The following is a 21,601-nucleotide window of genomic DNA, read 5'->3' as shown; positions in this document are numbered from 1 at the left end:
TCAGCGCCGCACTTCACGCTGGAAGATTTCCAGGCTGAGTTTTTTGGTGCTGATAAAGCTGGCCTCGGACAGCGTCTCGACCGTGCGCGGGCGCGCGTCGCCGTAGGGCAGGATCTCGGCCACGCGCGTCGGGCGCTTGGTCAGCAGCAACACCTGGTCGGCCAGGTAGACGGCTTCTTCCAGGTCGTGCGACACCAGCAGCATGGTGGTGCCGGTCTGTATGAAGACTTCCTGCAGCTTTTCGCGGATGAACAACGTCATCTCGAAATCCAGCGCCGAGAAAGGCTCATCGAGGAACAGCACCTCGGGGTTATTCGCCAGCGCCCGCATGATGGAGGCCGTCTGCTGCTGGCCGCCCGAGAGTTCATACGGGTAGCGGTTCAGGTCGAACTTCACGTCGAAGGAGGCCACCAGCTCGGCCATGCGCCTGTCTACCTCGGCCTTGGATTTTCCTTCGAGCTTGAGCGGATAGGCGATGTTGTCGATGGTGCGCATCCACGGGAACATGGCCTCGCGGTAGTTCTGGAAGACGTAGCCGATTTTCGTGTCCTTGAGTGACTTGCCGTCAAACAGGATCTCGCCCTTGTCGATCGGAATCAGCCCGGCGATCATGTTGATCAGCGTGGATTTGCCGCAACCGTTGGGGCCGAACACCGAGACGATCTTGTGTTTGGGGATGTCCAGGTTGAAGTCTTCATACAGCGGCCAGCCGGCGAAGTACTTGGTCAGGCCGCGAATCGTGATGTGCGTGCCGGCCGGGCCGGGCTGGAACTCGCGCACCGGGACGTCGGCGAATACGGGGGCGTTAATTACAACGGACATGTCCAACTCCAGTGGAATTCAGCGTTGATAGAGCAGCAGGCAGGGTTCCCTTCAAGCAGGGGCCGCGGAACCGGCTTTGCCGGGCCGCAGGCGCAGCGGCCCCCCCGGGGGGCAGCGCATTACACGAAGTGAAAAGCGTGGGGGCCATTTATCTGCCACTCCAGTGCACGATACGGCGCTCAAGCACCAGGAACAGGATATTCAGCGCATAGCCGAGAGCGCCTGCGGCCAGAATGGACGCATACATGTCCTTCACATTCATGACCTGCTGCGAATTGATGATGCGGTTGCCCAGGCCGGTGTCAGCCCCGATGAACATTTCCGCGACGATCACGATGACCAGCGCCATCGACACCGCCGAACGCAGGCCGACAAAACTCGGCTGCAGGCTTTCCCAGATCAGCACGTCCTTGAACACCTGCCAACGCGAGGCGCCCATGACCTTGGCCGCCATGACGCGCTGCTTGCGCGCGTTGATCACGCCGTAGGCACTATTGAAGACCACGATCAGCAGCGCGCCGAAGGCGGCAATCGCGACCTTGTTGATATCCGACACGCCAAAAATCATCAGGAACAGCGGGATCAGCGCCGAGGACGGTGTGGAGCGGAAAAAGTCGATCAAAAACTCCACGCTGCGGTAGGCCTTTTCGTTGCTGCCCAGCAGCACGCCCAGCGGCATGCCGACCGCCGCAGCGATCATGAAAGCCTGCACCGTGCGCCACACGGTGACCGCGAAATCTTTCAGCAGTGGCCCGCCGGCCAGACCACTGAGGAGCGCGCCCAGCGCGTCAATGGGAGGCGGCAGCAAGATGGCCTTGATGAAGCCCAGGCGCACCACCAGGTCCCAGATGATGAAGAGCACCACAGGGCCGATGAAAGGCAGGGCCTTGTCCAGCGCCGGCTTGCGCTGCACAGCGGCTGCGGGGGCCGAGGCAGGTGGCGCCCAGGGTTTGGCAGCAGGCACTGCGGTTGCGGGGGTGATCATTTGGTCACCCCTTGTAAAGCATGGAGTCCACCATCAGGCGTGAACTGAAGATGCCTTTTTCGGAGAACAGGTCGAAGAACTTCTGGAAGTGCGCCACGTCACCCGGCGTGAACTCGTTGTACATCATGTACGCGGCCAGCGGCACTTCGCCGGTGAGCGGGCCTTCGATGGCGGTGTAGCCCTTCAGGTACTGCCGCGCCTCGACCGACTTGCTGCGCACATAGGCCACGCCCTTGCCGTAAGCAGCAACGAATTTTTTGGCGGCATCGGGGTTCTTCTTGATGAAGTCCGACGATAACGAAGCCGAGCCACCGAACCACGGCGCCATCGGGTCGCCCAGCACGTAGCGCGCAATCACGCCGGCCTCAAGCACCCGGGTGGTGCCATTCATGCGGCCTATGGTGCCGGTGGGTTCCAGTGTGTAGGCGCCGTCGATCTGCCCCGCAGCGAGCGCGGCCACATGCTGACCGATGGGCAGCTCGACCACGGTTGCGCCGGTGGCACCGCCGCGCTCCAGCACGGTCTTGGCCAGCGTCACGTTCTGGATGCCGGGACCGGAGCCGATGCGTTTTCCTTTGAGGTCGGCCATGACCTTGGCCGGGCTGGCCGCCGGCACGATGACTTCGTCGAGCACGTTCTTCACATTGCTCGGGTTGGAGCAGAAGATCTTGAAGGTGCCGGGCTGGGCGATCTCACCGATGGCGATATTGGCCGAGCCGGTGCCATTGGCGGTGCCGTCAGCGCGGCCCGAGAGCACTGCCTCCATCACTTGCTGCGCGCCGGCGAACTTCAGCGGTTCAACATCCAGGCCGGCCTCTTTGAAGTAGCCCAGCTCGATGGCTGAGTAGAAGGGCAAGCCGGCCGCGATGGGCCAGTAACCGATACGGATTTTTGGCCCGGTCTGCGCGCGCAGGAGCGCGGGCATTCCCAACAGCCCCAATGCGGCGCCGGCGGCCGTGGTCTTGAGCAGGATTCGGCGTGCCGGGCCGGAAGGGGCGGATGTCTGTGTGAGAACGGTCTTCATGAAATGCTCCTGCAGGTGATGAATGGAAAGGTCGGTAAACGGGGTGTGTGAGCGTTGGGTTCAGGACGGCGCGGCGGACTTGAGGGATTCGATATACGCGCGCCAGCCACCCAGGTGCGTGATGTCTTTAGCGCCTTGCAGTGCGTGCGCTTCGCAGACAAAGCCCTGCACGCTGCTGCCGTCTTCCAGCGCCAGCGTGCCTATGCCCAGGGGCGCGGGAACCAGCGCCACGAAGGAGCCGTAGTGCTGCACCGGCATCTCCCAGATTTCGAGCGCGATGCGCGCGCCTTCATTGGCGGCCACACGCAGCAGCCCCGGCTTGGGCGGCGCCGTGCCAGGCAGAGCGTAGAAGCGGTAATCGGGTGCGGTGTGTGTGGTAGCGACCAGGGTGGCGCCGCGCGCCGTCAGCTGACTGTTCAGCGGCATGCCCGAAAGGTGCGCGCCCACTACGGCTACCTTCACCGTGGCCGCCGGCCGGATGCCCGGCAAGGCCTGGGGTGCGGGCAGTGCCTCATTCAGTGCGCCTTGCGGAAGGCCGGCGGCGTGGTGGTAGCGCTGTCCCAGCTCAGCCAGTTGCCAGTCGCTGCCCGCCAGGCCCACCAGCGTGATGCCGAAAGGCAGGCCGTCGGGCCGCAGGCTGCTGGGCACCGAGAGTGCCGCGTAGTCCAGCAGGTTGACGAAGTTGGTGTAGGCGCCCAGGTGGCGGTTCAGCGTGACGGGGTCGCGCTGCATGGCCTGCAGCGTGTAGTGCGTGGGTGCTGTGGGGAGCAGCAGCACATCGATGTCCTGCCACATCGCAGCTGCCTGCTGGCCCAGTGCGCGCAGTTTCGTCTGGGCCGCGTACAGGTCCGCCGCGCTGTACTGGCGGCCGGCGCCGATGATGCTGCGCACCGGTTCGATCACTTCGTTTTCATGCGCATCGAAGAAGTCACGCACTGCGGTGTAGCGCTCTGCTACCAGGGCGCTTTCATACAGCAGGCCTGCGGCTTCGGCCAGCGGCGCGTAGTCGATCGCGACAGGCGTTCCGCCCAGGGCTTTCATGCGCTCAACGGCCTCTTCGAAAGCGCCTTGCGCCGGGGCATCACCGTAAAACACCAGTGACGAAGGCACACCAAAACGGAATTTCGCCGGCAGGGCTGACTCGGCCATTGCCAGCTTGCGCGAATACGGATCCAGCGGGTCGTAGCCCATCGCCGCTTCAAGCACTCGTGCAGCCGTCGCTACAGTGCGCGCGAAGATCGACACGCAATCGACACTCTGCGCGGCCGGCACCACGCCGCGCGCGCTGATGAGACCCCTGGACGGCTTCAGGCCCACGATGTTGTTCAGGCCCGCCGGTACGCGCCCCGAGCCGGCCGTGTCGGTGCCCAGCGCAAAGTCGGCCTGCCCCGTCGCCACTACATAGGCTGAGCCCGAGCTGGACCCGCCTGATATATAGGCGGGGTTGATCGCGTTGGGAACGGCGCCATACGGCGAACGCGTGCCGTTCAGGCCGCAGGCGAACTGGTCCAGGTTGGTTTTGCCCAGCAGTTGCGCACCCGCATCGAGCAGCTTCTGCACCACGGCGGCGTGCGCCGAAGGGGTGTAGGCAAAGGCAGGGCAGGCGGCGGTGGTCGGCACACCCGCCACATCAATATTGTCTTTGGCCGCAAATGAGAGGCCCACCAGGGCGCCGTTAACGCCGGGCGGGAAAGACTGCGTCTTCGTGATCCAGGCCTCGGGCGCCCAGGCGGCACCCTGGCCTGCGGAAGCCGTCACGCCTTCAGGCGCAGCCGACGGCTCGGCAGAGTTCAGCAGTGAAGAGATATGCACCAATTGAAAGCATCCATACTTGTGTACAAGACGAGATGCAAGAGCTATGCCAATTCGCAGAATCACCACCAGACCCCCGCCGGTACGAGGAAAGCGCTGAAATACCCGCTCGGCGGTCAATTAGGTGGATGAATGTCATGGATAAAGCGATATCACGGTGATTAATCGCGCGCGATGTATCAAATACAGTAGAGGCCTATGGAAAAGCCCCGCTCCAGCCCGAACACCAAACTGCGCGCCGTGCTGTTTGATGCCTACGGCACGCTGTTCGACGTGTACAGCGTGGGCCTGCTGGCAGAGCAACTGTTTCCGGGCAAGGGCGATGCGCTGGGTGTGCTGTGGCGCGACAAACAGATTGAATACACGCGCCTGGTGACCACCAGCAACGGCGGCGCTCATTACCGACCGTTCTGGGACCTCACACGCGCGGGCCTGCGTTATGCCTGCAAGCGCCTGGGCCTGGAGCTTGGCGCCATCCAGGAAGAGCAGTTGATGAACCAGTACCGCCACCTGTCGGCTTTCCCCGAGAACCGCGAGGTCTTGCAGGCCCTGAAGGCTCGCGGCATCGTAACTGGCATCCTTTCCAACGGCGACCCTTCCATGCTGAACGTGGCCGTCAAATCGGCGGGGCTCGAAGGCGTGCTGGACCATGTGATCAGCGTGGACAGCATCCGCAAATACAAAACGGCCCCCGAGGCCTATGCACTCGGCACCAAGGCCACCGGCTTGGACGCAAAACAGATCGGCTTTGTGAGCTGCAACAGCTGGGACGCGCTGGCGGCTACCTGGTATGGCTACCAGACGCTCTGGGTGAATCGCTACCAATTGCCGTTTGAAGAGCTGGGCACGCAGCCCGCTTACACCGGCAGCAGCCTGCGCGACGTGCTTTCGCTGCCGCTGCATTGATTTCACCCCGGCGATGCCGGATTTCGATTTTGTTTTACTGAGTTATTGAAAAAGGGACCACACCATGAACACAACAAGCAACGCACGCACTGCCAGCCACCGCCTGCAGGTCGCCACCAATCTTTACCGCTTCATTGAAGATGAAGTGTTGCCAGGCACCGGTGTGGCCAGCGGCGCTTTCTGGAAAGGCTTTGACGCCATCGTGGCCGACCTGTCGCCCAGGAACCTCGCCCTGCTGGCAGAGCGCGACCGCCTGCAGTCCGACATGGACGCCTGGCACAAGGCCAACCCGGGCCCCATCGCCGACATGAAGGCCTACCGCGCCTTCCTCGAAAAAACCGGCTACCTCGTCAGGCCGCCTAAGAAGGTCGCCATCACCACCGGCAATGTCGATGCCGAACTGGCCAAACAGGCCGGCCCGCAGCTGGTGGTGCCCATCCTGAACGCGCGTTATGCGCTGAACGCCGCCAACGCGCGCTGGGGCAGCCTGTACGACGCGCTGTACGGCACCGACGTGATTTCCGAAGAAGGCGGCGCCACCAAGGGCAAAGGCTACAACCCGGTGCGCGGCGCAAAGGTGATTGAATACGCACGCTACGTGCTGGACCGCACCGCGCCGCTCAAGAAGGGCTCGCACATCGACTCAACGGGCTACGCGGTCAAGGGCGGCAAGCTGGTGGTCAGCCTGAAAGGCGGCAAGAGCACGGGGCTGGAAGACGCCAGCCAGTTCATGGGCTACCAGGGCAAGGCGCCAGCGCCTTCGTCGGTGCTGCTGCAGCACAACGGCCTGCACCTGGACATCCGCATCGACCGCAGCACGCCCATCGGCAAGACTGACGCAGCCGGCGTGAGCGACCTGGTGGTGGAAGCTGCCCTGTCGACCATCATGGACCTGGAAGATTCCGTCGCGGTGGTGGACGCCGACGACAAGGTGCTGGCCTACCGCAACTGGCTGGGCATTTTGCAGGGCACGCTGACCGAAAGCGTGACCAAAGACGGCAAGACTTTTACCCGCGGCCTGAACCCCGACCGCGAATACATTTCGCCCAAGGGCGCCAAAGCCAAACCCGTCGTGCTGCACGGCCGTTCGCTGATGTTCGTGCGCAATGTCGGCCACCTGATGACCAACCCGGCCGTGCTGTACACCGCCGCCGACGGCAGCACGAAAGAAATCCCTGAAGGCATTCTCGACGCCGTCGTCACCACCGCCATTGCCATTCATGATTTGAAGCGCAAAGGCAAGGCAGGCATCAAGAACTCGCGCAAGGGCTCGGTCTACATCGTCAAGCCCAAGATGCACGGCCCGGCCGAAGTGGCGTTTGCCGCCGAACTCTTCAGCCGCGTCGAAAAAGTGCTGGGCCTGCCCGACAGCACCGTCAAGCTCGGCATCATGGACGAAGAGCGCCGCACCAGCGTCAACCTGAAAGCCTGCATCGCCGCCGCGGCGAGCCGCGTGGCGTTTATCAACACCGGCTTCCTGGACCGCACCGGCGACGAGATGCACACCGCCATGCAGGCCGGCCCGATGATCCGCAAGGGCAACATGAAAATCAGCCCCTGGCTCAGCGCCTACGAGCGCAGCAATGTGCTGACGGGCCTGGCCAGTGGCCTGCGCGGCCGCGCCCAGATCGGCAAGGGCATGTGGGCCATGCCCGACCTGATGGCCGACATGCTTAAAGCCAAGATCGCGCACCCGCAGGCCGGCGCCAACACCGCGTGGGTGCCGTCGCCCACCGCCGCGACGCTGCATGCGCTGCACTACCACCAGGTCAACGTGGCGGCGGTGCAAAAAGACATCGAGAAGAAGATCGACCTGAAGTCCGAAATCGCCCGCCTGCTGCCCGAGCTGCTGCTGGTGCCCGTGTCGCCCGACGCGAAATGGACGCCCGCCGAGATCCAGCAGGAGCTGGACAACAACGCCCAGGGCATCCTCGGTTACGTGGTGCGCTGGATCGACCAGGGCGTGGGCTGCTCCAAAGTGCCCGACATCCACAACGTCGGCCTGATGGAAGACCGTGCCACGCTGCGCATTTCGAGCCAGCACATGGCCAACTGGCTGCTGCACGGCGTGGTAACCAAGGCGCAGATCAAGGAAACCTTTGAACGCATGGCCGCCGTGGTCGACGGCCAGAACGCCGGCGACCCGCTGTACAAAAAGATGGCCGGCAGCTTCGACACCTCGGCGGCCTACAAGGCCGCCTGCGACCTCGTCTACAAGGGCCTGGAGCAGCCGAGCGGTTACACCGAGCCGCTGCTGCATGCCTGGCGTTTGAAGGTCAAAGCAGGGTTGTGAGCCCGCCAGGCCTGCGGCCCTGGACGGGATATCAGCATCTTTTCATGTGTTGTTGCTAGCTTTTTGATAGCAATACCGCCCAATAAAATTGGGCCCAGAACCCGGATACGCTTAAATTCAGCGGCCGGCAGCGCCGACCGTCCGGTCGCTGCCTGCCGTGGTAAGGATTTCGTAGGAATCCCAGGCGTTACCGATGTGTTGCGCCAAACTGACCTTTACATACGCCGCTAGGCTCAAAAACCTGCCGGCCCCTGCTCTTTCACGGGATTTAGACGGTGGTTACCGGCCGATCCCGGCGGAAGCGATGTAATTCAAATGTACGCATTGGAAACCAAATGAAACACTTTGCAAGTCCTCCAATGAAATCCCGGTTGGCCCTTACGCTAGCGTCTCCCCCTTCTCCGGCCATAGATAGGTTGCAAGCTGGCCGGCAAAATGTGATTAATACCAATTCTCCCGAAATCCCCGATGGCTTCGCAACCTGACGTTCTTCAATCCTGCCTTCAGGCGGCTGCCAAAGCAGCGCGTCCTGCGCTGGAACGGTGCATTGATGACGCCGTGGCGGGACTGCAGATTGCCGAATCACAAAGCCAGAAAGTGGCCGAGCGCGACGAACTGGCAACCGCCTGGCGGGAACTGCAAAAAAACAAACCCGCCTGGAGCGCACAGTACCCGGCAGACCTGATGGTGCATTTCAAGGCGAATGTCGCCATGGCGGCGCAGGCAGTACGTACGCCCACAGCATCGGCAGACCAGCTCGCTGCATCGGCTGCTGCCTCATCCAGCGCCTTTGCCGCGCTGTCTTATGCGAATTTCGCGCTTGTTGATGACGATGACGTGTCCCAGGCCATTGAATCGTCGCGGTTACTGCAGCTGGTGCTGCCGGCGGTTGACCAAGTTCTCGCCGAACTCAACAAGCTGATCAGCACCGTGCAGGGGCTGCCTAACGTACGTCCGGAACTCAATCCGCTTCGGCCCGAAGTGTTTGCGCAAACCCTGCGTGAAATGATAGGTGCAAGCAGTGCCGGCCCGTCCATCGTGTCACTGTGGCTCAGGTACCTGGCCGACCCCCTGGGGCGCGAACTCAAGCAGGTCTACGAGCGCCTGGTCAACCAGCTGGAGCTGGCCAATGTGCAAGGCGCCAGCTACCGTGTGCTGCAAACCCCGGCGAGCGTGGCGACGGGCCGGGCAAAGGGCGGTGGTGGCCATGGTGGCTCCAGCAACGGAGGTGCAGGTGACGGTGCTGGCGGCGCAAACGGAGAGGGCCATGGCACGGGAGGCGCGGAAGAATCCCGCCGCCACCAGCCCCCCCCGCAGTATGCCGATCTCTCCAACTATGAGATCCGTGACGAACTGTTCCAGGATTTCCTGTTCCATGGCGGCAGCAACGCCCATCACGGGCTGGCACCGTCGTATTACGAAACGGTCGAGGAAGAACTGGCCGCCCTGCAGGAAGCGCCCGACTCTTCCGGCGCGCCGCTGGGCGAATCGCAAACAACGCCGTCGCACGAATACCAGAACCTGCCAGCAGTAGATCGCCCGCAGAGAATGATCGATGAGCGCAGCCAGCTCAGCCCGCAGGTCTGGGGTTCTTACGCCCGCCCCCGCGAGCGGGCGATCGTTCGGACGCAGCTCAAAAAAGAAGCCAAGCAGGTCGGCCAGGTGCTGGGCCTGGAAGTGGTACGCAAACTGGTCAACCAGGTCGCACAAGACCCGCGCCTGCTGGTGCCGGTTCGGGAGGCTATTGTGGCCCTGGAGCCTGCGCTGCTGCGGCTGGCCATGGTGGATCCGCGTTTTTTCAGCGACGAGGGCCACGCCGGGCGCCGTGTCATGGAGCGCGTGGCCCAGCGCAGCTTCAAATACAACGACGAATTCAGCCCTGAGTTCCTGGCGTTTTTTGAGCCTGTCACGCGCGCGTTCAACGGACTGAACAGCCTCACGATTGAAGACGCCCAGCCTTTCGCCATAGCATTGGCCGAACTGGAATACGGCTGGGATGAGCAGGACCAGCTCGAGGCGGAAAACCGCAACAATGTCCTGCAGGCCCTGCGTTTTGCCGAGGAGCGCCAGACGCAGGCGGACCAGATCGCCTTTGAGCTGAGCACGCGCTCGGACCTGGACAAAGTTCCGGGCCTGATACTGGACTTCCTGTTCGGTCCCTGGGCGCTGGCGATGGCGCATGCCAGGCTCTCTGACACGCGTAACCAGGTGGACCCGATGGGTTTCGGTTCGGTAGTGCCCGACCTGCTTTGGAGCGTCAAGCGCGAAGTCACTCTGAAACGCCCGGCCAAATTGATCGAGATGATTCCCAGCCTTCTGAACAAGCTGCATGAAGGGCTGGCGCTTCTGGGGCAGGACCCGCGCGAGAGCGAGCCATTTTTTGAGGGCCTGATGGCGTTGCACCGGCCGGTGCTCAAGCTGCGCCGCCTGAAAAGCCGGCGCGATGCCGAAGAATCGGGTGCCATGCCGCTGGAGCCCGAAGAAGATTCGGCCACGCCCGAACAGCGCCTGGCCAAGGCCGCCGCGCACCCCTGGCTTGCGCGCGATGACCTGGATGCTGCAGGTTTTGAAGACACCCTGCCTACTGTTCCTGGAGAACTCGCCCCGCTTGAGGACGATGAGCGGCTGCCGCTAGAAGCCATGCAAGCTGCCAGTGAGCCCGACTCCAGCCACGGGGAATACCTCGCCGAGGCGGCAGGCTCCGCCGGCGCCGCACCGGCCATGGCCCAAAGCGATGCCGAACGCCTGTTGCTCAGCCTGCGGTCCGGTCACTGGGTGGATCTGTATTCCAGGCGCCGCTGGTTGCGCGCCCAGTTGATCTGGGCCAGCACCAAAGGCACGCTGTTCATGTTTGTAAGCCATGGCGGCCAGCCCCATTCGATGACCAAGCGCAGCTGCGAGCGACTGATCCGCGAACGCCTGCTCAGGCCCGTGGACAGCCAGGGCGTGGTGGCACAGGCGCTTGATGCGGTCGCTTCGGAAGTCGTCGCAACCACTGCGCACCCGGAATCCCAACCGATCTGAAAATAGCCGGCCGCGCGAAGTGGCTTGCCGCCCCGCGTCCCCGCATGGCATGGAATCGCAACGCACGGCCACGGTGCCGCTTAAAGTGCCATGAAAAAACACGATGAGCGCGTGGTCCGATCTCCCGCAATCTCCCGCTGCGCCTGCGGGCCCAGCCTCGTGCGCGACGGCGGAAAACGTACTTGAATCATCATTCTGGCGCAGCTTTGCTCAGGCTTGCCACACACCATAACCCGCCTCGCGCAGGGCGATGCCCAGTTCAACTTCCATGTCGCGCGCGGCGTCGTACGGCATGGGGTTGTACATCTCGTACAGCTGAGGCAAAAGCCGCACACCGAAATCATGGGCGAAACGGTTGGACTGAATGCCGGCCTTGTGTTTGTCAAAGCGCACATCCGGATCCAGCCCGGTCATGCCCACATACACAAATGGCTTGCCCAGCAGGTAGTCCGGGTTGGCGCGGCGAAAGCGCGCCACGTTCCACACTTCGGGCCCGAGCTCGATCACGTAGACGCTGTAGTGGTGGCCTCTGGGTCGGGTGGGCATGAATCGACGGGCATGAAGGGTGTGTACTTCGCCGACTTTAACGCATCGCACCTTGCTCAATCGCGATCCAGTTGCTATAAAAAAGATAGCTGCTCGCGCCCGCTTTGATGGGGCGTAAGCTTCTTTTTATCTAAAAATCAGGCCTTACCCCTGCTGTTGCCGCGATTCTTTCACTTCTTCTTCCTTTTCCTTTTCCGTTTCCTTTTCTTCCGCGGAACCCTGCTCTTGCCGCCAGTTGCCTGACGACACCACCAGGTGAATGAAGTGCAGCTTGGCCACCGCCTTCCTCGGCAGGATGAAGGGGTAGAAGTCAGGCTGGCCCATGCTGCGCGACATCTCGTTGAGCATGGTGGTCAGCCGCGTCCAATGGTTCAGGAAAGTCAGGAACTGCTCGGCCTCCGGATGCTCCGGCTGGTACAGCGCGTCTATCGTGAAGGGCGTGAACTCAAGGTCGAAGTGGTCGACGCTCAGGCCGAAGCTCAACGCGGTGTCAATGGCATCGCGCATGTGCAGGTAGTGCGCCCAGCACTCGGCCCAGTCCTCCCAGGGGTGGGTACTGGCGTAGGCACTGACGTAATGCAGCGGCCAGTCGGCAGGTGGGCCCTCGTCGTAGTTGCGCTGCAGGCTGGCCTTGTAGTCCAGGGTTTCATCGCCGAAAAGTTCATGAAAGCCATCCATCCAGGACGTGCCGGCAATCAGGCGGTCCCAGTAGTAGTGGCCCACTTCATGGCGAAAATGCCCGAGCAGCGTGCGGTAAGGCTCGCGCATGGCTTTGCGCACCGCCTCGCGCTTGGCGTCGTCGGCTTCGTCCACATTGAGTGTGATGAGCCCGGTGTTGTGGCCGGTCATGATGTGCGGGCCGTTCACCGGCGAGCGCAGGAAGTCGAACATCAGGCCGCGTTCGGTGTCTTCGCTCATACGGGACGCCACCGGCAGGCCGAGCAGGATGAGTGAGGACACCAGGCGGCGCTTGGCCAGCTCGACCCGCCCCCACAGGTAGCCGTTGTCGGGCAGGGCCGCGTCGGTCAGGTCCGGAATGGTGCGGTTGAGCCGGCAGGCGCGGCACATGTCCGCAGGGTCCCCTACCGGCACGAGCCAGTTGCAGGACGCCGGGGTCGAGAGATTGAGACACCGCTTGTAAAGCGGCTCGCCATTTTCGGTGGCCACGGTCTGGGCAGGTTCAGCGGCGTCGGCGGAGGCAACCGCAGGCCCAAGGTCCGCTGCAGACTCCTGGCCAGGGATGTTTTCGAGCGAGGGCGGTGGGGTGTCGCCTGAGGGTGCGGCCGCCGGTGCACCGCCTGCCTGCCATTCCTGCCAGGTACCTTCCAGCGGTCCCGGCATCAGCGGCAGCAGGAGACCGCGCTCGCAGTCATAACCCAGGGGTGTACCGCAGGCCAGGCATTTGCTGTTGCGAAAAAAGACGGGCTGCCCGCACTGGCAGCGGTAGTTGCGGCCGGCCAGCAACGGCAGGGGCTGGTCGGTGGATCTGGATGGCGTGATGAAAAACAAGTGGCTTGCCCGGATGAAGGAGGCCTGCAAATGTGGCACAGGCAGGTCAAGGGAATTCGGGACAGTGGCGGCACGGCTTGCTGAAGCTCTGGCGGCAACCATCCCGGGCCAAGTGTCCCATGCCGGGGCTGGCAGGGCGCCGGCGGCGGTGCCCGTTCTCCTGTCAGCGTATACCGACAAACCGTCAACGCCTTCTTGCTTTTATCATCGGGTCGTCAGACCTTTTTGCCAGCCTGGCTTTCAGCATGCGCAAAACCCTGTATTCAACCCAATCAATCACTTCAACTTCATTCCAGAGGACACCATGCCCACTTACCACGTCGAAATGATGGAAGGCCGGACCATTGAGCAGAAAAAAAAGCTCGTTGAGGCCATTACCCGCGTCAGCGTCGAAATCCTCGGCGGCCAGGCTGACTCAGTGGACATCCTGATCACCGACATCAAGCGCGAAAACTGGGCCACCGGAGGCAAGCTCTGGTCAGAGCCAAGAGACTGACAACGGGCCGCCCTGGCCGGCGTTACCGCAGACGGCCTCGGCCTCCGGTGGCCGCCGAACCGGCACCCTCGACAACTCACAACGACAAGCAGGGACCTAACTGACATGTGCCAGCTACTCGGCATGAATTGCAATGCCCCCACGGACGTGACCTTCAGCTTTCGCGGCTTTGCGCAGCGCGGCGGCCACACGGACCATCATGCCGACGGTTGGGGTATCGCTTTTTTTGAGGGTGACGACAGCGTGGCCGGCGGCAGTGATCGCGGCTTGCGCCATTTTGTCGATCACCAGCCGGCCTGCAGCTCACCGGTGGCGGAGCTCATCAGTCGCTATCCCATCAAGAGCCGCAACGTCATCTCGCACATCCGCAAGGCGACGCAGGGACGTGTGGCGCTGGAGAACTGCCATCCCTTTGTGCGCGAACTCTGGGGCCGTTATTGGGTGTTCGCGCACAACGGCGACCTGAAGGACTTTTCGCCCCGCCTGCACGGCAGCTTCCGGCCCGTGGGAACCACCGACAGCGAGCGTGCTTTTTGCTGGATCATGCAGGAACTGGCCAAGTCGCACGCGGGCGTTCCCAGCGTGCAGGAGCTGAGCATCACGCTGCGAGAGCTGGCTGCCCGCATCGCCACCCACGGCACCTTCAACTTTCTGCTCAGCAACGGACAGGCCTTGTGGGCACACGCTTCCACCCACCTCTATTACGTGGAGCGCAAGCATCCCTTTGCGCATGCCACGCTGAGCGACGAAGAGGTGAGTGTGAATTTTGCCGAGCACACCAGGCCGACCGACCGAGTCGCCGTGGTGGTCACGGCGCCACTGACCACCAACGAAACCTGGACGTCATTTGCGCCGGGGGAATTGAAGGTATTTGAAGGCGGCGCGCTTATCGCCGCCTGACAGCAGCAGCCCGCTTGTGCAACCGGGCGGTCAGGCGCCGGCTGTTGCGACGGCCTGCTCCAGCGCATCCACAAACATCGCCGCCACGTCGAAGCCGGCCTGGTCGTGGATTTCCTGGAAGCAGGTCGGGCTGGTGACGTTGATCTCCGTCACATAATCGCCAATCACGTCGACACCGGCGAGCAACAGGCCGCGCGCGGCCAGGACAGGGCCCAGCGCCTCAGCGATTTCAAAGTCACGCTTTGACAGCGGCTGCGCCACACCCAGGCCACCGGCAGCCAGGTTGCCGCGCACTTCACTGCCTTGGGGAATGCGCGCCAGGCTGAAGGGTACGGGCTTGCCCCCGATGATCAACACGCGCTTGTCGCCCTTGGCAATCTCGGGCAGGAATTTCTGCACCATCACGCTTTGCGCGCCATCCTTGTTCAATGTCTCGGTGATGCTACCCAGGTTCAGGCCGTCTTCCTTCACGCGGAAGATGCCCATGCCGCCCATGCCGTCCAGCGGCTTGAGGATGATGTCCTTGTGCTCGGCATGAAAACGCCGGATGTCGGCGGCGCTGCGCGTGACCAGCGTCGGGCCGCTGAATTGTGCGAATTCCAGGATGGCCAGCTTTTCAGGATGGTCGCGCAGCGCGCACGGCTTGTTGAAGACCCTGGCGCCTTCGCGCCCGGCTTGCTCCAGCAGATGGGTGCTGTAGAAGTATTCGCTGTCAAAAGGCGGGTCCTTGCGCATGACCACCGCATCAAAACCTGCAATGGCTTCGCGGCCGTCGGGCCGTGCAGCATCGGCCGTGAACCAGGTATCCGCGTCGCCCGTCAGCGTGACGTGGCGAACCTCGGCAGTGACTTTCGCGCCGGTTTGCCAGCTCATGCCGGCCGGCTCGCAGGCGCTGATGCGGTGCCCGCGCCGTTGTGCCTCGCGCATCATGGCAAAGGTGGTGTCCTTGTAGATCTTGAATGATTCGAGCGGATCGGCGACAAAAAGAAGGTTCATGGTGTGGTGCGTGTCCCTGGATTTGGCGCAGCCCCAGAGAGGGCTTCGCGGCGCCGTTGGCCGTATTGTTGTACAAAGAGCGCAACCGCGCCCGCGACCACGCCCCAAAAGGCAGAACCTATACCGGCTATTACGACGCCCGACAGGGTAACGAGAAAAGTGATAAGGGCCGCTTCCCGATGCGATTCATCTTCCATCGCCGCGGCCAGGCCGTTACCGATGGTGCCCAGCAGTGCCAGGCCGGCAATGGCCAATACCAGCTCCTTCGGGAAAGCCGTCAGCAGGCCGGTAATTGCCGCGCCGAAGGTGCCGATCACGATATAGAGGGCACCGCAGCAAACGGCCGCCGTGTAGCGCCTGGCCGGGTCTTCGTGCGCTTCATTGCCCATGCAGATGGCCGCCGTCATGGCGCTCAGGTTAAGGGCGAACGCGCCGAAAGGCGCCAGCACCAGCGTAGCGAGGCCGCTCAGCGTGATGACTTTGGACACGGGAATGCCGCCGTCCGGGCTGTCCGGCCCGTAACCGGCGGCATGGATGGCCGCCACGCCCGGCAGGTTTTGCGAGGCCATGGTCACCACAAACAGCGGAATGGCCAGGCTGACGACGGCGGCCAGCGTGAATTCCGGCATCACAAACACCGGCATCGCCAGCGAAAAGGTAACTTCTGACCAGGCAAGTTGCCCGCGAGCGGCGGCAAAGACGACAGCGCCCACCAGCGTCAACACCACGGCATAACGCGGCATCAGGCGTTTGCCCAGCAAATAGATCGCGAGCATCAACAGCACCAGAGGCAAAGCCGTTTGCGCTACGGCAAAGGCCTGGATGCCAAAGCGCGCGAGCACACCGGCCAGCAAGGCCGATGCAATGGCCACAGGAATACGGTTCATGATCTTTTCAAACCAGCCGGTGATGCCAAACAGGGTGATGAGCACCGCGCTGACCATGAACGCCGCAACCGCTTCCCCCATCGAAAATCCTCCTGCCAAACCGGCACTGGCCAGCACCGCAGCACCCGGCGTGGACCAAGCCACCATCACCGGCTTTTTCAGCCATAACGACGGCACCACAGAGCACACTCCCATGCCGATGCCAAGCGCCCACATCCACGAGGCAATCTCGGCAGGGGTGGCGTTGAAGGCAAGGGCTGCCTGAAAAACGATGGCCACCGAGCTGGTGAAACCGACCAGGACTGCGACAAAACCAGCGGTGAAGGCGGCGAGGTTGAGGTCTTTGAAAAATTGCATTGAGGGATTCTGGCAGGGTTGATGAATCGATGCCCGGTGCTTCGGACGTGTGACTGCAGCTGTCTGCTTTTCTGCGGCCGGTTCTCTTCATAAGGCAAGTACCCAGCAAAGCGCGCCCACCGGAGTCATAACCACCTTCCAGCAAGTTCAATCCGAACAGAAGAAGAACTCAAGCGCTATCAAATCAATAGCAACTTACGTCCATCGACATTGGGAAAGGCTCACTTTTTCATGAAATTCCGCCCAACACCCGCAGAAATCAGGTTCAACCCTCCTGAAAACCGAAGATTGCCATCACCAGGCGCGAGATCAGGTTGACGCCGGTTTCATGAAACCGGCAATCGCGGAAAACCCGGGTCTTGACGCGCTGGCCAGCGGCGCAGAATGTGCCAGTCACTGGTCGCCATGACTTGTATGTACAAGTTACAGGCGGCGCTTGCCAGGAGTGTGGGCATGATTCCTGCTCACCCCTGATGATCCCGGGCGCGATCGCCACAAGCGGTAGTCGCAATGTTTGTCTGACTGTCCAAATCAAAGGAAATCATCTTGAACTCCATGCTTCCCCTCATCAGCCGCCGCGTTCTCTGTGCCACCGCCGCTGCCGCCATGCTTGCCTGTAGCGCCGGCGCCGCGCTGGCTGCCACGCCCAAGGACACGCTGGTATTGGCCTTCGGTTTCGACGACATCATCACCATGGACCCGGCTGAGGCCTTTGAGCTGTCTGCCGGCGAAATCATGGGCAACACCTATGACCGGCTGCTGCGCCTGGATGTGAACGACCCTTCCAAGCTGGTGGGCGACGTGGCCAAGTCCTGGACTGTCTCGGCCGACGGCAAGACCTATACCTTCGAGATCAAACCGGGGCTGAAGTTTGCCTCAGGCAATCCGCTGACTGCCGAAGAGGTGGCATATTCACTGCAACGCGCCGTGATGCTCGACAAATCCCCAGCCTTCATCCTGACGCAGTTCGGTTTTTCCAAAGCCAACGTCAAGGACAAAATCAAAGCTGCCAGCCCGACCGTGCTGACCCTGGAAACCGACAAGGCCTATGCGCCCACTTTCGTTTTCAACTGCCTGACGGCGAATGTGGCTTCCATCGTTGACATGAAGCTGGTGCAATCCAAGGAGGTCAACGGCGACTGGGGCTACGGCTGGCTCAAGACCAACTATGCCGGCTCCGGCCCGCTCAAGCTGCGCGAATGGCGCGCCAATGAAATCGTGGCCCTGGAGCGTAACGACAACTACTACGGCGCCAAGCCCAAGCTGGCCCGCGTGATCTACCGCCACGTGAAGGAATCGGCCACACAGCGCCTGCTTCTCGAAAAGGGCGACATCGACATCGCCCGCAACCTGAGCCCGCAGGACATCGCCGCGCTCTCGGCCAACAAGGACGTGAAGCTCACCTCTACGCCCAAAGGCACGGTCTACTACATCAGCCTGAACCAGAAGAACGCCAACCTGGCCAAGCCCGAGGTGCGCGAGGCCCTGAAATACCTGATCGACTACGACGCCATCGGCGACACTCTGATCAAGAACATTGGCGTGGTCAACCAGAACTTTTTGCCGCAAGGACTGCTCGGCGCCAGCACCGTCAAGCCCTACAAGCTCGACGTGGCCAAGGCCAAGGCGCTTCTCGCCAAGGCAGGCCTGGCCAACGGCTTCAAGGTGACCATCGACATGCGTACCATCCAGCCGGTGCAGGGCATCACCGAGGCCTTCCAGCAAACTGCCAAGCAGGCTGGCATCGATATCGAGATCAGTCCCGGCGACGGCAAACAGACACTGACCAAGTACCGCGCCCGCACCCATGACCTGTACATCGGCCAGTGGGGCGCCGACTACTGGGACCCGCATTCGAACGCCGATACCTTTACGCGCAACCCCGACAACGCCGACGATGCCAAGGCCAAGCCGCTGGCCTGGCGCAATGCCTGGGTGATTCCCGAACTGACCAAGCAGTCGGATGCCGCCGTGCTGGAGCGCGACGCCGGCAAACGCAAGAAGATGTATGAAGACCTGCAGGCAGAGTTCCGCAAGACCAGCCCCTTCATCATGCTGTACCAGCAAACCGAGGTGGCGGCTTACCGCAGCAATGTGGACGGCCTGAAGCTGGGCCCCACCTTCGACACCAACTACGTGTTCAACGCCTCCAAGCGCTGATAGCCCCAGACAGCTCCACCGACTTTGGCCATCCCCGACCCCACGGCCGCCGGCGTGGCGCCGCTCAGTGCGGTTGCCACGCGCACGGCGGGCCAGCGCTTTACGCCCCACGCCCGGAGCTTCGGCAACTTCCTGGTGGTGATTCTGCTCACCTACCTGGGCCTGCTTGCCGTCACCTTCTTCATCGGCCGCGTGATCCCGATCGACCCGGTGCTGGCCATCGTGGGCGACCGCGCACCGGCCCACGTGATCGAACGTGCGCGCCAGGAACTCGGGCTCGACAAACCGCTGTACGAACAGTTCTACATCTACATTGCCAAAGTGTTGAAAGGCGACTTTGGCGTCTCGGTGCTGACCGCCAACCCCGTGATGACGGACATCAAGCGCGCTTTCCCCGCCACGCTGGAGCTGGCCAGCCTGGGCATCCTGATAGGTGCGGGGCTGGGCGTTCCGCTGGGGGTGTGGGCCGCCGTGCGGCGCGGAAAGCTGGTGGACCAGGTGGTGCGCGTGATCGGGCTCGTGGGTTATTCGGTGCCCATCTTCTGGCTGGGATTGATGGCGCTGGTGCTGTTTTATGCGCGGCTGGGCTGGGTGTCCGGGCCGGGCCGTATGGATGTGATTTACGAGTACAGCATCACGCCGGTCACCGGGCTGCTGCTGCTCGATACCGCCATGGCGGGCGAGTGGGAGGCCTTTCGCAATGTGTTTTCACACCTCATCCTGCCGGCCGCATTGCTGGGTTACTTTTCGCTGGCCTATATCAGCCGCATGACCCGTTCCTTCATGCTCAATGAACTCGCGCAGGAGTATGTGATCGCCGCACGCGCCAAAGGCCTGTCAGAGTCGCGCATCATCTGGCGCCACGCGTTGCGCAATGCCATGGTGCCGCTGGTCACGGTGATCGCGCTGTCGTACGCGGGCTTGCTTGAAGGCTCGGTACTCACGGAAACCGTCTTTGCCTGGCCGGGTCTGGGTCTCTACATCACCAACTCACTGCAGAACGCCGACATGAACGCGGTGCTGGGCGGCACGATTGTCGTGGGGTCGATCTTTGTGGGCTTGAACCTGTTATCCGATGTTCTCTATAAGTTGCTGGACCCGAGGACGCGCATCCGATGACTTCAAAACTTGTATCCCTGCGCGACTGGCTCGGCACCGACAGACCCACTTCGCGCCGCCAGGCATTCATGGGCCGGGTGTACCACGGCTGCCGCGATTTTTCGCGCAACCGGCTGGCCATGCTGGGCCTCTTCATCGTGCTGGGGCTCGTCCTGGTGGCGATCTTTGCCGATGCGCTGGCACCTTATTCGGCCTACTCCGGCGACCTGCGTACCACGCGCTTGCTGCCGCCTTCGTGGGAGCACTGGTTCGGCACCGACGACCAGGGGCGCGACATCCTTTCGCGCATCATCATCGGCTCGCGCATCACGCTGATGGTGGTAGTCCTGGTGGCGGTGCTGGCCGCGCCGCTGGGCCTCATCGTCGGCACCGTGGCAGGCTACGCCGGCGGCTGGGTCGATGCGGTGCTGATGCGCATCACCGACATTTTTCTCGCGTTTCCGCGCCTCATCCTCGCGCTGGCCTTTGTCGCGGCGCTGGGCCCGGGCATCCAGAACGCGGTGATCGCCATTGCCATCACCTCCTGGCCGCCCTATGCGCGCATGGCACGGGCCGAGACATTGACGATACGCCAGACCGACTACATCGCCGCGGTGCGGCTGCTGGGCGCCTCGCCCTGGCGAATCGTGCTCGGGCACATCATGCCGCTGTGCGTGTCGTCGGTGATCGTGCGCGTCACGCTGGACATGGCCGGCATCATCCTCACGGCCGCGGGCCTTGGCTTCCTGGGCCTGGGTGCACAGCCGCCCATGCCGGAGTGGGGCGCGATGATCGCCAACGGGCGTCTCTATGTGCTTGACCAGTGGTGGGTGGCCGCCGCGCCCGGTGCGGCGATTTTTGTCGTGAGCCTGGCCTTTAACCTGCTGGGTGACGGCCTGCGCGATGCGCTGGACCCGAAGGCCGCCAAATGACGGATTCCACTGCGCCCTTGCTCGTCGTTGACGACTTGCGCGTCAGCTTTCCGCGCCGCGACGGCGGCATGACCGAGGCGGTGCGCGGCGTGTCCTTCACGCTCGGCCGCGAGCGACTCGGCATTGTGGGCGAGTCGGGCTCGGGCAAATCACAAACCGGCCGCGCCATCATGGGCCTGACTGCACCGGAAGGCCGCATCACGGCAAAGCGCCTCGAATTCTCCGGCGTGGATTTGCTCAACTGCCCGCCCGCCCAACGCCGCGCGCTGCGCGGAGGCCGCGTGGCCATGGTCCTGCAGGACCCGAAGTTTTCGTTGAACCCGGTCATGACCATAGGCGCGCAGATTGTGGAGACGCTGCAGGCCCATACCCGCGTCTCATCGGCAGAAGCCAAAAAACGCGCGCTCGCCGCACTCGAGTCAGTGCGCATCGACGACCCAGCGCGCGTCTACAAGCTGTATCCGCATGAGGTGTCGGGCGGCATGGGCCAACGCGCGATGATCGCGATGATGCTGATCGCAGACCCCGACCTGCTGATCGCCGACGAGCCCACTTCGGCGCTGGACGTGACGGTGCAGTTGCAGGTGCTGTCCATCCTCGACACGCTGGTGGTCGAGCGCGGCATGGGCCTGATTCTGGTGTCGCACGACCTGCGGCTGGTGTCCACTTTTTGCGACCGGATTCTCGTGATGTACGCTGGCCGCGTGGTGGAAGAACTCGCCGCCGGTGGCCTGGCGAATGCGCAGCATCCGTATACACGCGGCCTGATGGCCTGCCTGCCGCAATTGGGCGCATCGACACACCCGTTGGCCACGTTGGACCGCAAACCGGAGTGGGCGCTGTGAACGCCGCGG

The 21,601-nt window shown here is 62.8% G+C and carries 18 protein-coding genes; 9 read left to right on the top strand and 9 right to left on the bottom strand.

The genetic code is table 11. The features are described from left to right. The 4 genes from ACQ4MS_RS10710 to atzF form a co-directional block, all read right to left on the bottom strand. Positions 1-822 (bottom strand): ABC transporter ATP-binding protein, encoded by an 822-nt coding sequence (locus tag ACQ4MS_RS10710; protein ID WP_431099485.1) that lies wholly within the window; start codon positions 820-822, stop codon positions 1-3. A gap of 148 nt (positions 823-970) precedes the next feature. Continuing rightward, on the bottom strand, positions 971-1,807 hold the full coding sequence (locus tag ACQ4MS_RS10705; RefSeq protein WP_431099484.1) for an ABC transporter permease: 837 nt from the start codon (positions 1,805-1,807) through the stop codon (positions 971-973). A 4-nt stretch (positions 1,808-1,811) separates the two neighbouring features. Then, positions 1,812-2,831 carry an ABC transporter substrate-binding protein gene (locus ACQ4MS_RS10700; protein WP_431099483.1) on the bottom strand — a complete coding sequence of 340 codons (1,020 nt, stop codon included), beginning with the start codon at positions 2,829-2,831 and terminating at the stop codon, positions 1,812-1,814. Positions 2,832-2,891: 60 nt separating this feature from the next. Beyond that, entirely contained in the window at positions 2,892-4,589 is a 1,698-nt protein-coding gene (gene atzF, locus ACQ4MS_RS10695; RefSeq protein WP_431099574.1) for an allophanate hydrolase, read from the bottom strand. Positions 4,590-4,841: 252 nt separating this feature from the next. On the opposite strand from atzF, the gene ACQ4MS_RS10690 reads away from it, so the two are divergent. The 3 genes from ACQ4MS_RS10690 (at position 4,842) to ACQ4MS_RS10680 (ending at position 10,866) form a co-directional block, all read left to right on the top strand. Next, on the top strand, positions 4,842-5,549 hold the full coding sequence (locus ACQ4MS_RS10690; RefSeq protein ID WP_431099482.1) for a haloacid dehalogenase type II: 708 nt from the start codon (positions 4,842-4,844) through the stop codon (positions 5,547-5,549). Positions 5,550-5,613: 64 nt separating this feature from the next. Further along, a complete protein-coding gene (locus tag ACQ4MS_RS10685; RefSeq protein WP_431099481.1) occupies positions 5,614-7,842 on the top strand; it encodes a malate synthase G in 2,229 nt (742 codons plus the stop codon). A 468-nt stretch (positions 7,843-8,310) separates the two neighbouring features. Beyond that, a complete protein-coding gene (locus ACQ4MS_RS10680) occupies positions 8,311-10,866 on the top strand; it encodes a DUF1631 family protein (protein WP_431099480.1) in 2,556 nt (851 codons plus the stop codon). Positions 10,867-11,076: 210 nt separating this feature from the next. Here ACQ4MS_RS10680 and ACQ4MS_RS10675 read toward each other — a convergent pair whose 3' ends face one another. Then, complete coding sequence (locus tag ACQ4MS_RS10675; protein WP_431099479.1) at positions 11,077-11,412, bottom strand: hypothetical protein; 336 nt, start codon at positions 11,410-11,412, stop codon at positions 11,077-11,079. Positions 11,413-11,556: 144 nt separating this feature from the next. Then, positions 11,557-12,921 (bottom strand): zinc-binding metallopeptidase family protein, encoded by a 1,365-nt coding sequence (locus ACQ4MS_RS10670; protein WP_431099478.1) that lies wholly within the window; start codon positions 12,919-12,921, stop codon positions 11,557-11,559. 304 nt (positions 12,922-13,225) lie between these two features. On the opposite strand from ACQ4MS_RS10670, the gene ACQ4MS_RS10665 reads away from it, so the two are divergent. Together ACQ4MS_RS10665 and ACQ4MS_RS10660 are read left to right on the top strand one after the other, a co-directional pair. Beyond that, positions 13,226-13,417 carry a 4-oxalocrotonate tautomerase gene (locus ACQ4MS_RS10665; protein WP_431099477.1) on the top strand — a complete coding sequence of 64 codons (192 nt, stop codon included), beginning with the start codon at positions 13,226-13,228 and terminating at the stop codon, positions 13,415-13,417. A gap of 105 nt (positions 13,418-13,522) precedes the next feature. Beyond that, positions 13,523-14,317, top strand: a complete 795-nt coding sequence (locus ACQ4MS_RS10660; RefSeq protein WP_431099476.1) for a class II glutamine amidotransferase — start codon at positions 13,523-13,525, stop codon at positions 14,315-14,317. A gap of 30 nt (positions 14,318-14,347) precedes the next feature. Here ACQ4MS_RS10660 and gshB read toward each other — a convergent pair whose 3' ends face one another. The 3 genes from gshB to ACQ4MS_RS10645 all read right to left on the bottom strand — a co-directional run bounded on the left by gshB (position 14,348) and on the right by ACQ4MS_RS10645 (position 16,954). Further along, positions 14,348-15,313, bottom strand: coding sequence for a glutathione synthase (gshB, locus tag ACQ4MS_RS10655; protein WP_431099475.1), 966 nt, complete (start codon positions 15,311-15,313; stop codon positions 14,348-14,350). Then, positions 15,310-16,557, bottom strand: a complete 1,248-nt coding sequence (locus ACQ4MS_RS10650) for a benzoate/H(+) symporter BenE family transporter (protein WP_431099474.1) — start codon at positions 16,555-16,557, stop codon at positions 15,310-15,312. Before ACQ4MS_RS10650 ends, gshB begins: the two co-directional genes overlap by 4 nt. A 265-nt stretch (positions 16,558-16,822) precedes the next feature. Continuing rightward, on the bottom strand, positions 16,823-16,954 hold the full coding sequence (locus ACQ4MS_RS10645) for a hypothetical protein (RefSeq protein ID WP_431099473.1): 132 nt from the start codon (positions 16,952-16,954) through the stop codon (positions 16,823-16,825). A gap of 158 nt (positions 16,955-17,112) precedes the next feature. Here ACQ4MS_RS10645 and ACQ4MS_RS10640 point away from each other — a divergent pair, with 158 nt between their 5' ends. The 4 genes from ACQ4MS_RS10640 to ACQ4MS_RS10625 are packed head-to-tail and all read left to right on the top strand — an operon-like array spanning position 17,113 to position 21,592. Then, positions 17,113-18,717: an ABC transporter substrate-binding protein gene (locus tag ACQ4MS_RS10640; protein ID WP_431099573.1), complete on the top strand. Its 1,605-nt coding sequence runs from the start codon at positions 17,113-17,115 to the stop codon at positions 18,715-18,717. A gap of 24 nt (positions 18,718-18,741) precedes the next feature. Beyond that, the gene (locus tag ACQ4MS_RS10635; RefSeq protein WP_431099472.1) at positions 18,742-19,836 is read left to right on the top strand and encodes an ABC transporter permease; all 1,095 of its coding nucleotides are present in this window, start codon (positions 18,742-18,744) and stop codon (positions 19,834-19,836) included. After that, complete coding sequence (gene nikC / locus ACQ4MS_RS10630; RefSeq protein WP_431099471.1) at positions 19,833-20,747, top strand: nickel transporter permease; 915 nt, start codon at positions 19,833-19,835, stop codon at positions 20,745-20,747. The genes ACQ4MS_RS10635 and nikC overlap by 4 nt, the downstream gene beginning before the upstream one ends. Continuing rightward, positions 20,744-21,592, top strand: a complete 849-nt coding sequence (locus tag ACQ4MS_RS10625) for an ABC transporter ATP-binding protein (protein WP_431099470.1) — start codon at positions 20,744-20,746, stop codon at positions 21,590-21,592. The genes nikC and ACQ4MS_RS10625 overlap by 4 nt, the downstream gene beginning before the upstream one ends. Positions 21,593-21,601 lie beyond the last annotated feature (9 nt).

It is taken from the genome of Polaromonas aquatica (assembly GCF_050626995.1).
Lineage (GTDB): Bacteria > Pseudomonadota > Gammaproteobacteria > Burkholderiales > Burkholderiaceae_C > Polaromonas > Polaromonas aquatica_A.
This window is presented reverse-complemented; position numbering and strand designations above follow the sequence as displayed.